Origin of the sequence: Roseicitreum antarcticum, assembly GCF_014681765.1 — a bacterium.
Taxonomy (GTDB): Bacteria; Pseudomonadota; Alphaproteobacteria; order Rhodobacterales; family Rhodobacteraceae; genus Roseicitreum; species Roseicitreum antarcticum.
On sequence record NZ_CP061498.1, the window covers coordinates 1,932,521 to 1,943,703 of the forward strand.

Annotated in this window: 8 protein-coding genes and 3 pseudogenes; 5 read left to right on the forward strand and 6 right to left on the reverse strand. The window is 57.1% G+C overall.

Going from position 1 to position 11,183, the window contains the following annotated elements; translation table 11 throughout:
- Positions 1 to 12: 12 nt before the first annotated feature.
- From H9529_RS09205 to H9529_RS09220, 4 genes are all read left to right on the forward strand, one after another.
- Entirely contained in the window at positions 13 to 267 is a 255-nt protein-coding gene (locus H9529_RS09205) for a DUF6127 family protein (RefSeq protein WP_218132117.1), read from the forward strand.
- A 154-nt stretch (positions 268 to 421) separates the two neighbouring features.
- Positions 422 to 1,102 carry a YcbK family protein gene (locus H9529_RS09210; RefSeq protein ID WP_092887164.1) on the forward strand — a complete coding sequence of 227 codons (681 nt, stop codon included), beginning with the start codon at positions 422 to 424 and terminating at the stop codon, positions 1,100 to 1,102.
- Positions 1,102 to 1,359, forward strand: coding sequence for a hypothetical protein (locus H9529_RS09215; RefSeq protein ID WP_092887167.1), 258 nt, complete (start codon positions 1,102 to 1,104; stop codon positions 1,357 to 1,359). The genes H9529_RS09210 and H9529_RS09215 overlap by 1 nt, the downstream gene beginning before the upstream one ends.
- Positions 1,349 to 1,516 carry a hypothetical protein gene (locus tag H9529_RS09220; RefSeq protein ID WP_317889616.1) on the forward strand — a complete coding sequence of 56 codons (168 nt, stop codon included), beginning with the start codon at positions 1,349 to 1,351 and terminating at the stop codon, positions 1,514 to 1,516. Before H9529_RS09215 ends, H9529_RS09220 begins: the two co-directional genes overlap by 11 nt.
- A gap of 2,566 nt (positions 1,517 to 4,082) precedes the next feature.
- Here the strand turns inward: H9529_RS09220 and H9529_RS09230 are convergent.
- The 5 genes and pseudogenes from H9529_RS09230 to H9529_RS09250 form a co-directional block, all read right to left on the reverse strand.
- A complete protein-coding gene (locus H9529_RS09230; RefSeq protein ID WP_218132112.1) occupies positions 4,083 to 4,493 on the reverse strand; it encodes a hypothetical protein in 411 nt (136 codons plus the stop codon).
- A gap of 63 nt (positions 4,494 to 4,556) precedes the next feature.
- A pseudogene (locus H9529_RS09235) lies at positions 4,557 to 5,129 on the reverse strand (IS66 family transposase); the annotation flags it as partial.
- Positions 5,130 to 5,202: 73 nt separating this feature from the next.
- Positions 5,203 to 5,993 (reverse strand): annotated as a pseudogene (gene istB / locus H9529_RS09240) (IS21-like element helper ATPase IstB).
- Positions 5,983 to 7,507 (reverse strand): annotated as a pseudogene (istA, locus tag H9529_RS09245) (IS21 family transposase). Before istA ends, istB begins: the two co-directional pseudogenes overlap by 11 nt.
- A 107-nt stretch (positions 7,508 to 7,614) precedes the next feature.
- The gene (locus H9529_RS09250) at positions 7,615 to 8,472 is read right to left on the reverse strand and encodes a YiiX/YebB-like N1pC/P60 family cysteine hydrolase (RefSeq protein ID WP_176847344.1); all 858 of its coding nucleotides are present in this window, start codon (positions 8,470 to 8,472) and stop codon (positions 7,615 to 7,617) included.
- A gap of 578 nt (positions 8,473 to 9,050) precedes the next feature.
- Between H9529_RS09250 and H9529_RS09255 the strand changes: the two genes are divergently transcribed.
- The gene (locus tag H9529_RS09255) at positions 9,051 to 10,322 is read left to right on the forward strand and encodes a tyrosine-type recombinase/integrase (RefSeq protein ID WP_092892729.1); all 1,272 of its coding nucleotides are present in this window, start codon (positions 9,051 to 9,053) and stop codon (positions 10,320 to 10,322) included.
- A gap of 3 nt (positions 10,323 to 10,325) precedes the next feature.
- Here H9529_RS09255 and H9529_RS09260 read toward each other — a convergent pair whose 3' ends face one another.
- A complete protein-coding gene (locus tag H9529_RS09260) occupies positions 10,326 to 10,928 on the reverse strand; it encodes a hypothetical protein (protein ID WP_092892731.1) in 603 nt (200 codons plus the stop codon).
- Positions 10,929 to 11,183 lie beyond the last annotated feature (255 nt).

An 11,183-nucleotide genomic window follows, 5' to 3' on the forward strand; every position in this document is an offset into this window, starting at 1 on the left:
GGCCATGTCCGCATGCCGGATGCCGAGTTCGAGGAGCTGCTGGCGCGCGCCGCCGAAGAAGGCGCGAAACGCGCGCTCGCGGATGTCGGCCTCGATGGCAGCGAGGCCGCGATGGATGTCCGCGATCTGCGCGGTCTGCTGGCATCCCTTCGCTTCGTGCGCCGCACCGCCGTGCAGACCACCGTGCATCTCATCACCACCGGCGTCATCTTGGCCCTTCTTGCGGGCATCGCCCTCAAGCTCAGGGTGTTCGGCTCCGGCGGGTGATACTCGCATTGGGCATGCGTCGCTTACACCGACCTTGATCAGTGCCGAGTCCCATCGCCGCACCGCCGATCCAACCCTGCAACCATTCCCAGCCCCTGCTGCCCCACGGGCGGCAGCCAATTCCGCATGTCCAACCCTCCAGAGGAGCCCCCTCATGCCCGATCCCATCCGCACCTTCCGCCATTACCGCGATGTGCCGAAACACCTCTGGCGCTGGCCCAACTTCTCTCCCGCCGAGATCGCCTGCCGCGGCAGCGGCCAGATCAAGCTGCACCCCGGGGCGCTCGACAAGCTGCAGGCCTTGCGCGACCGGCTCGGCAAGCCGCTGATCATCCGCTCCGCCTATCGCTCGCCCGCGCATAACACCGCAGTCAAAGGCGCGCCGCGCTCGAAACACATGGATGGCACGGCATTTGACATCGCGATGACCAACCATGATCCGTTGCAGTTTGCCGAGGCCGCGCGCGCGGTGGGGTTTCTGGGCTTTGGCACCTATCCCCGCTCAGGGTTCATCCATATCGATCTCGGGCCAGCGCGAAGCTGGGGCGAGCCCTTCCCGGCCCGGGCGACAGCCTTTGCCACGGAAGCGCCGCCCGCCCGCGAGGCCCTCGCCCAAAGCCGAACGCTGCGTGGCACAGGGGCGGCAGGTGTCGCGACCGTCGGGGCGGCCGGCGTCGAGGTGGCACAAGAGGTGCTGGCTGAGGCGCAGGGCGCAGTCCTGCCGCTGGTGCCCTATCTCGACACCCTGCGCTGGGTGTTCATCGCGCTGGCGCTGACCGGGATTGCCGTCGCCGTCTGGGCGCGGGTCGATGACTGGCGCAAGGGGCTGCGCTGATGTGGGGCAGCTTGCTGGCCGGGCTCATGGCCCGGCCGTGGGCGCGGCAGGCAGCAGCCCTCGGCCTGGTCGCGCTCGCGGTTATTTTGTTCATTCTCAATCTTCGTCGATCTGGCGAGCGCGCAGGGCGCGCCGCCGAGCGGCTGGAAACTCTGGAGCGTAGCCATGCAATTCAACGACAAATGCTGGACGCGGCCGCCCGCCGTCCTCGCAGCCGTGATGAGCTGCTTGAGCGGTTGCGCCGCGGTGGGTTCTGATGGTCTGCACGGCGCCTGTACGCCGGTGGTGGAATATCCCCGGGCCGAGCAGGCGCGCGTGGCCGATGAGGTCGCGGCGCTGCCGGACGGTGCGGTCATTGTGCAATGGATGGCGGATTATGCGGTGCTGAGGGAGCAGGCGCGGGCGTGCAGGTAAACAACGGGCCGGGTGCTTTCTGCCCGAGAAGCGCCGGACGCCTCGACCGAAGCGCAGCGCCCGGCCCGGTTCACAGATTCACAGTGTCAAAAAGCAGCAGCGGGTCGCTGAGGCCCGAATATGCCATATCAACCGCCCCTGTGTCGTGAGTCGAAATGGGCACAATTGTGCACCTGAGGTGAGCCGGGGGCTGGTACGGCATATCGCGGGGTCTTGTTTGAATTGGTGGGGAGTTCAGCTCGCTGACTGAATATGCGCAGGTTGCGGACGCTGCGAAGCAGCAAACTGTGGCCGACGCTGCGACAAGCCCGGCCGAAAGCCAGCAATCCACAAAAGAACATGTGCTGCATGGTAGCCTTTCGGAGTCGAACGTCAGTCGAGATGCTCGGTCAGCACATCTTGCTTGTTCTTAGAAAATGTGCAGCATTGAAGCTTCAAAGCTGCGGCCATAAAGGGAAAATAATGTTGCCATTGGACCACACACGCCTTGCGACCTAAACGATCGATTTTTTGGTTATGGAGATCTGGCGACCCTTTATGGTGTATTGGTCTCGAGGAAGGCGGTAGCGGCGTGGTTAACGATATAGTTGCGCAGCTCCGAGCTTAAGAAACCTTTGGCGCAAGAATAGCGGTTAACCTTGAAGAAAAGCACAACACTCTGGGCGCGACGCGCTGCCTTGAAGGCAAGAAGACGCTTCAAAAATATGGGATAAATTTATTATTGCGCAACTCGCTGCTACTGACACCACTCGGCCAGTGCCCACGCACTGAACGGCGCGTATATGAAACTGCAACTTGGGGACGAAAGTATGAGACTTAATTACGCATAGCCGCGAACTTATCTCCGCACACATATTTGAGATTTATTAATCCAGACCATCGACTTGTGATGAGCAGCCAAATTACATGACTCTTGCGTAGAAAGTTGAAGGCTCGATAAAATGAGAAAAACAGCATTATTCATTTTAAAAAAGTACCTCCTTGAATTGGCGATGACTTCAACACTTTTAGCATCTTGGCCGCTTATTACCAATACAACATTCCTTGAGATGAGGACCATGATTTTTGGAAGCGTAGTCGCATTTCTTCTTGGTACTCTGGCGACGGGATACATTTTTTTTGTTTGTGTACTAGGAACACTTTCGGTTTTTTTCAGCTGCACCTTTAAGTCAAAGTTCTTAGTGATTTGTGCGCTCTCGAGTGCTTATGTACTTATATATTTCGCTCTCTCACCCAAAAATGAAATTACGATTCCAATCGCGCTTGTAATTGTGACCGCAAACATCGCGTACATTGCTTTAACCCTAAATTCGACAGCTGCTGAAACACATCCAGAGAAAATAGTTAGACTACATACGAAATAACGCGAAAGGTATCATCAGACCCCGCGTAGGTGATGATTGCACCCGCGTTGAGCACAAATACTGATGGATTGGCCTGTTTCGCCTTGCGCGACACAGGACGGACAGACCCCAACGCGGTCGCGCGTGCCGTCGAGGCAACTCGATGAGTTCCTGATTCAATCAGCCACAGCATTCAGAGTAACCATCAATCACCTGTGCCAGTCATCAGTCCGGCGCGGGGGTTAAAACCATGCTATGGAATACATAGGATATGACACAGTTTCGCGAGAACTTTAGTTAGCGCTATCCTTGAACCAGCCTTCCGCGAAAGCTACTCTGGACGGATTTATTAGTATCAATCTGGATTCTTGGACGATTTACTGCCCGGACTGGGCTTTCCTATATAAGGATATAGGCATCAATATGATTAATAGATCACTATCAGCCATATTAGTTTCTCTACTTGTAATGCAGATAACTTCAGCGATCCTTTTTGCAATTTTTTCTGACGGTTTCTATGCCATGTCGAGTGGAAGTTTGTTCAAATGCAGTGAACTCCTTTCATCAGGCGGAGATGATGAAGTCATCATGCTTGTTTTTACTGGACTTGTGATCTCACTCCTATTCAGAACACTCAGATTTAGCAGCAGTGTGAGTTTCGTTGAAGCTTTTATCTTTTTTTTCATTGTCGGCATCGGACTATGGGCCGTAGTAATCGGTACCGACTGCGGAGAACTCGGAACAACCATAATAGACAAGCGAGATCCATATTTGCTGGTATTTTCGTCCACCAGCATATTTTCTGCGTTGATTATAGTTTATCTAGTTCAGTCTGAACAACGCAATCAAGCCGTCCGCAAACGGTAGCTGGTTGGTACCACTCAGCTGACTGCGGTCCAGTTGCTCGCAAAAATCAGCGCAAGCCAAGTCAGAAGGAGGACCAGCTTCTTGCGTACATTGTGGCCGCAGGCGCAAAGCACCGCGAACAAGGCAACACCGGCGCCGCCTTTGACTCCGCAGCCTGACAGGCGCCGTCGGTTTTCGTGTGTCCGATTTCAGCGTCGATGGCGTTGCGTCGTCGGAGATCGGTGATCAGTTTTGGTGTCAGGCCGCGGTGGGTGTCGCTGATCTGCACCTAGATCACCAAGCGCGCTGCCGGAAGCAAGGCTTGGCAGCCCGGGGAGCACAAATGACGAAGGGCTGATAAGCCTTGCGGGCCATGTCTAGGTCAATCGTTTGTCTTGAGTGATAACCGCATCGAAGATCGCGAACGCATGCTGTGCTACATCGGTTCCAATGACCTCATCACGAGTCATGGCTTTAGAAATCAAACTGCTCGTCGCGATAGGTCGATTTTTTGCATCGATAACCATTACGCTTGGACCGTTTTCATTTTCGAAGTGCAACAATGAAACAGCACATCTGTCAGCACTTGATGCCCCATCGCCCCATCGACCATAGATCAAGTCGAGGTTGGCCGGATGTGTCTCTAGTGACGCTCCGACCGTCCATTGCATGAAGTAGCTGGCAACCGTGCCTTGGTCTTCGTTCACATATCCCCAAACTGCACGGGTTTGTTGCCCGCAACAGTCGCAGTGGCCGCCGCTCTCCCCTGTGGGTTCGACTTCAATCAAAATTTACCCTCATCTACTTCGCAAGCAATTTAACATCTTTAGTAAGCGGGAAGTTGAGGCCGTTCAGGCTTTGTAATTCCATGGCATGAGGGCGTGGATTTCGGCGCTAGGCCACTGGTTGGCGATGCGCTCCAGGGTCTGGGTCAGCCACGCGACGGGGTCGACGTTGTTCATCTTGCAGGTCTGCAGGAGGGTGGCGATAGTGGCCCATGTGCGACCTCCGCCATCCGATCCGGCGAACAGGCTGTTTTTTCTCGTAATTGTCTGAGGTCTGATGGCGCGCTCGACGATGTTGGAATCGAGCTCGATGCGGCCATCCGTCAGGAAGCGCTTGAAGATGTCGCGACGTGTCATGGCATAGCGCAGTGCTTCGGCCAGCTTCGACTTGCCCGAGATGCGCGGCAGGGTCTGCTCCCAGAGTGTGAACAGCTCCGTGACGATCGGTGCCGAGACAGCCTGCCGTGCGACAGCGCGGGCTTCAGGGCTTTGACCTCGCACATCTGCCTCAAGCTTCCAGAGATCGGCCATGCGCTCGACCGTGGTGGTGGCGACCCGGCTGTCCCCGGCGACATGAAGTTCATAAAACCGCCGCCGGGCATGAGCCCAGCATCCCGCGAGCAGCGGGCCGTCGTTGCCTGTTGATTGCCACTGAGAATTGACCCGGCATTGTCACCGAGATCTGACCCACCCAGTTGTTATGTTCTGCGTGTCATGTTGGCGTCAATGCTGGTGTTTCCTTCCGTTTCTTTTTCGCTGTTTCTGAGCTGGCCTTGAAGCGGTAGCTGTCGTTGCCGGTCTCCAGAATGTGGCAGCGGTGGGTGAGGCGATCGAGCAGCGCTGTGGTCATCTTAGCGTCCCCAAACACACTGGCCCATTCGCTGAAGCTCAGGTTGGTGGTGATGATGACGCTTGTCGCTCGTAGAGTTTGCTGAGGAGGTGGAAGAGCAAGGCGCCGCCAGAGGCACTGAACGGGAGGTATCCCAGCTCATCCAGGATCACGAGATCAGTTTTCACCAGCGCCTCTGCGATCTTTCCGGCCTTGCCCTGGGCTTTTTCCTGTTCCAGGGCGTTGACCAATTCGACCGTTGAGAAGAAGCGCACGCGCTTGCGGTGATGCTCGATGGCCTGAATGCCGAGGGCTGTCGCAACATGGGATTTCCCTGTGCCGGGCCCGCCGATCAGGACCACATTCTCAGCCCCATCCAGGAATTCGCATCGATGGAGCTGGCGGACCAGAGCTTCACGCATTTCACTGGCCGCGAAGTCGAAGGCGGACAAGTCCTTGTAGGCCGGAAAGCGGGCGGCTTTCATATGATACGCGATAGACCGCACCTCGCGCTCGGCCATTTCGGCCTTGAGCAGCTGCGACAGGATCGGCATGGCAGCCTCGAATGCGGGCGACCCTTGCTCATGCAGATCCTGGACAGCCTGCGCCATGCCCGGCATTTTAAGGCTGCGCAACATGATGATCAGCGCAGCACCCGCAGGGTCATGACGCATGACGAGTTCCTTTCTGAGTGCGCAGCCCATCATAGCGCGCGACATTGGCCTCGGGCTCCTTGCTCAGCGACAAGGCCGCTGGAGGGTTCACATCCGGCTGGTCGGTCGGTTTGCCATCCAGCAGCCTGTGGAGCAGGTTCAGCACATGGGTTTTGGTCGGCACGCCTGCCTCCAGTGCCAATTCCACGGCGCACAGCACGGCTTGCTCATCATGGTGCAAGACAAGTGACAAGATATCGACCATTTCGCGGTCCCCGCCGGGCTGGCGCAGTATCTTCGCCTGTAACATGCGGAAGGGCTCGGGCATTTCCACGAAGGGGGCACCATTGCGCAACGCTCCGGGCTTGCGCTGAACGACTGCCAGATAGTGGCGCCAGTCATAGATCACGCGCCCCGGCTGGCGGTGCGACCGGTCGATGATGCGCTCATGCGTGCAAATCACATGCCCCTCGGCGACGACCACCAGCCGCTCAGGGTAAATGCGCAGGCTGACGGGGCGGTTTGCAAAGCTGGCGGGCACAGAAGAGCGGGTGCGATCAAAGTTGATCAGGCAGTCGGCGAGACGCGCTTTCTTTCCTCGACAAAGCCATCGAACATTATGGGGAGCGGCATCTGCGCAGGCTTCTCAGCTTCCCACACATCGGCAATGCTTCCAGGCAACCTGCCATGGGCCGTCTCAGTCCACAGCAGTTTGCAGCGCTCTTCCAGCCAGTCATTCAGCGCGCCCAGGTCCGGAAAGGCTGGCATCAGCTGCCACATGCGGTGACGCGCATCGCGCACATTCTTCTCGACCTGTCCCTTCTCCCAGCCCGCCGGGTTACAGAACTCGGGATCAAAGACATAATGGCTGGTCATCGCCGTGAACCGCGCATTCACATCGCGCTTCTTGCCAAGTCTGACCTTGTCGACGGCGGTCTTCATATTGTCGTAGATGCCGCGACCGGGCACGCCTTCGAAGACGCGAAAGGCATGCCAATGAGCGTCGAACAGCATCTCATGCGTTTGCAGAAGATAGGCTCGCACAAGGAAGGCGCGGCTGTGCGACAGCTTGATATGGCAACTTGCAGCTTGATGCGTTCACCGCCCACATAGGCCCAGTCTTCGCTCCAATCAAACTGAAAGGCTTCACCCGGCTGGAACACAAGCGGCACGAAGACACCCCGGTCGGTCGTGTGATACGCACGCTGCCGTTCGCCCTTCCATTCCCGCACGAAGGCCGCAACACGCTCATAGGAACCTTCATATCCCAGCTCCACCAAATCGGCGTGCATTAGCTTCGCCGTTCGGCGTTCTTTGCGTGACTTGCGCTGATCTGAAACCAGCCATCCTGTCAGCTGAGCGGCATACGGATCCAGCTTGCTCGGACGATCCGGCGTCTGAAACGCAGGTTCAACAATCCCCTCCCGCAAATACTTCTTGATTGTGTTGCGCGCGATGCCTGTGCGCCGCGCAATCTCGCGAATGGGCATCTTGTCTCGCAGCGCCCATGTCCTGATAACCTTCAAAAATCCCATGTCGATCACTCCATATGCCCCCAGCTGGTTCAAGCCGGGGAAAGGTTGCACATGGGTCAATTCTCAGTGACAATTTTGGCGGTTGCCGGGTCAATTCTCAGTGGCAATCAACATTGAATGAGATTAATCGCAAAGCGAACTCCGCCACTATAGGCTTCTTTGATGGTGCCAATACAATAGTCGCACAGGAGTTTGGGTGGCTCAGAAAGTTTGTCCATCAGCCCACTGGTGTAGCGCCATGGATGTCGAGCAACCTCTTTTTTCCAAAGATCTAGATAGCCACTGCTCACTAGCGCATTGGCGATCACCTGATCAGTTTCGGGCCGCTTTACTAGCAAGGCATATAAATCATTAAAACTTTCGATTTTGGAATCAACAGAGCGCGCCGCTTCCAGTACAGCGTTCTGCGCATCATGCATGGCATCAACCGGGTTCAGGCCACCGGACATCAACGCAAGTTCTTCAATCGTGACTGATTCAAACTCTACTGTCAGCTCCTTTAATAGAGGGCTCTGCCGTAGGTCTTCAGGGGTGCAATAGTTAGCGTTAGGGACAAGCTCAATGCCTGCTTGGTTGAATACGCGTGCGACAAGGCGAGAGCAGAATTGTTTTTTTGAACTCGAACTTCGGAATGGAGAAACAGATCGTGCCGCTTCTGTAAGGGAATAACGTGCGCCGATTTCCGCTCGAGCATAGTCGATCACTTGCGCCAAAATTTGGCGCTCTGGTGGGATCTTTAGGCGAAAGTGAAACGCCTGTTCGTCGTCTTCAAATAGCTCGCGCTGGAGATTGCGTGCTTGCACGCCGTTCCGGGTCGAGTCGATGAAGGAACCATTCGCCACACAGATCATTGCATGGGACACCAAACCGCCAGTTGTGAAGCGGATACCTTTGCTGGTCTTTCCCGGACGCGCAGTAAATAGAATGTCGCCTTGCATGACACTGTCGATCTTAATGCGTTTCATTGCTTCTCCAGCCATGAGTCGTAAGTCATCCGGTAATGTTCGTTCATGACAAGATCGTTCTGCTTTAGCGTCCAGCGCCTCCGATGAGATTCGCCTCCACAACGATGCTGTGTACTTTAGTACACAGCGGTAAAAAATACTAAAGGTAAGAGCCGTAAGTCAGTCGTGCGAGAGTCACCAAACGGTCGGTACGGGTAAGTCACGCGTTCCACGAAGGTCCAGAGCATGTTATAGCTGGGGCCGCTTCCAGCGCATAGCATAGATCCCCGCATAAGTCGCGAATGGTCGCTTTTACTGATCTGGGTCGGCTACGATGCCGCAGCCTCATGCGCTGCTCTCAGCAATTATTGCCTTACCCCGCATTAGTAAAATGACGCGCCCTCAACCGGCAGCTTTTGATCTTCAATTGCGATCAACTGCGCGCTGGGCGTGTTCGCTTAACCCATTGATCTCTTAATCTGGAATAGCCCCACCCACTTCAATTCCACCTTCCGCCTGTCTTCCACCCTCTGCCGTATGCTGTGACTTGATAAGGGCGCAGATCTACGCCTGTGTCGCAGGACAAGGAGGCAGAGTATATGGTCAACAGACTGAAACTGAATGAGAAAGCCCTGCGCAATGCTGAGCTGCGGCCGGGCGTCAGCTATCAGATTTTCGACACCGAGGTGATCGGCTTTGCCGTGAGGGTCCAGTCCTCAGGCGCGCGGACGTTCACCATCGATTATCGTCATGCGGGGCGGCAGCGGCGCATGAACATCGGGCGCTGGCCGGATTGGAGCGTCACTGCTGCCCGCGAACGCGCCAAGGAGTTGCGCCGCGCCATCGACGAGGGGCGCGATCCTCTGGCCGTACGCGAGGATTTTCGCGAGGCCCCGCGTGTGAAAGACATGATCGACCGCTACATTGCGGAACATCTGCCGAAACTGGCAAAGAACAATGCCGGTGATCAGATCTCGATGCTCCGGAAGATGCTGGAACCGGCCTGGGGCAACAAGCTGGTGACCGAGATCACCAAGTCTGACGTGGCGCGGTTCCTTGATTTCGTGGCCGAGGGTCGTCCCCGCCCCAGCAAGGCAAAACCCAACAACCGCGCGCGCAAGCTGCAGGGCCACAAGCCGACCCCGATCCGGGCCAACCGCATGGGTGAAGTCCTGCGCAAGATGTTCACGCTGGCGATGGAATGGGAATGGCGCACTGACAATCCGGCGCAAGGGTTCCACCGGCGCATCGAACAGGCCCGCGAGCGGTTTCTCGGCCCCGAGGAACTGACCCGCATCGCGGCAGTTCTGGACAACGCCGAGGATCAGCGCGGCGCTGCGATCATCCGCATGTGCATGCTGACCGGCGCGCGCGTGGGCGAGGTGCGCACCGCGCGATTTGAGCAGTTCAACCTTGACTACGCAATCTGGTCGAAGCCCGCCGCGACCACCAAGCAGCGCAAGATCCACCGCGTGCCGATCTCGCAGGAGGTCGTGACCATCTTGCGTCAACGCCAGCTGATCGTCCCAAACGGCAACCCATGGCTGTTCCCCGGTGAGACCGTTGGCCAGCCGGTGCGCGAAATCCGCCGCTTCTGGGCACGCGTCCAGTATGAGGCGGATCTGCCCGATGTGCGCATTCACGACCTGCGTCACACCTTCGCCTCCCTGCTGGTCAGCGGCGGCGCATCACTGGAAATGATCGGCAGGCTTTTGGGCCATAGCCAGATGCAAACGACGCAGCGCTACGCCCATCTGATGGACTCTCCGCTGCGCGCTGGCGTTGACACCGTGGCCAGCATCTTGCGTCCGCGACCGCGCCTTGTGCACGGTGCAGCGCAGGATGAAGGCGGGCTGCCAAAGTCGGCGTGACCCTCACACCGTTTCCTCACCGCGCAGTTTGCGCCAAAGTGGGGCAAGCCGCTTGCGGATCGTGCTTTCATCCGGGACATCCCCCGACCGTGAATTTTGCACGAACCAGTCCTGTACGAGCGCGACCAGTGCCGTTTGCGTCTCGGGCACGCCCTTGTCGAACAAAAACCACGTCAACCACGCGTACATCGCATCCCAATCATAGCGCGGCGCAGCCCCCGTGTTTGTGGGCGGGCGGCGCAGCAAATCGCGTTCCTCCTCGAACTCCTGCACCGAATGCGCTGCCAGCAACAGATCCGTCGAGCGAAGCGGGATGCCATCAGGGGGATCGGTCACTTTCAGCCAGGCTTTGCTTCCGGGCGGCAGGACACGCTTCAGGCGGCAGAGTTCATCGCTGGGTCCATAGCGACGGAACATTGGCATCAGCTCGGCAATCGGAACTTCGACCAGCCCCGCGACGGTCTCATCGCCACAGCTGACAGGCGGGATGCCCGCCAAAACCTGAAAATGCCCAGCTGCGGCCCAGCCCGCGACATCGGCAGGAGGACAGCCCCAGCGCGCTGAAAGTTCATAGATCGAGTAAAAGGCGATTGGCGGTAGTGGCATAGATAGAATCCTTTCAGACATGCGACTTCGTTCGGCCAAAACCGTCGGAATGCGGAATTAAAAAGCCCGCGATGCAATGCATGCGGGTGGATTGGCTGCTGAGCCTTGTCTCGAGGAAAACCGTCTGTGGGCCAGAACAGCATCGTACAAGATGCTGGCACCTGGCTGTGTTCGTGTTTTTCGATTCTTGTTTGCTGCTCATTGCCAGAATACCCAACCTATGGGTGAGCACGCAATCACGAACCCGTGATAGTC

Bases quoted from the DNA above. Each gene is read 5' to 3' on its own strand.
- H9529_RS09205 (WP_218132117.1), top strand. From the start codon at position 13: ATGCCGGATGCCGAGTTCGAGGAGCTGCTGGCGCGCGCCGCCGAAGAA.
- H9529_RS09210 (WP_092887164.1), top strand. From the start codon at position 422: ATGCCCGATCCCATCCGCACCTTCCGCCATTACCGCGATGTGCCGAAA.
- H9529_RS09215 (WP_092887167.1), top strand. From the start codon at position 1,102: ATGTGGGGCAGCTTGCTGGCCGGGCTCATGGCCCGGCCGTGGGCGCGG.
- H9529_RS09250 (WP_176847344.1), bottom strand. From the start codon at position 8,472: ATGAAACGCATTAAGATCGACAGTGTCATGCAAGGCGACATTCTATTT.
- H9529_RS09255 (WP_092892729.1), top strand. From the start codon at position 9,051: ATGGTCAACAGACTGAAACTGAATGAGAAAGCCCTGCGCAATGCTGAG.
- H9529_RS09260 (WP_092892731.1), bottom strand. From the start codon at position 10,928: ATGCCACTACCGCCAATCGCCTTTTACTCGATCTATGAACTTTCAGCG.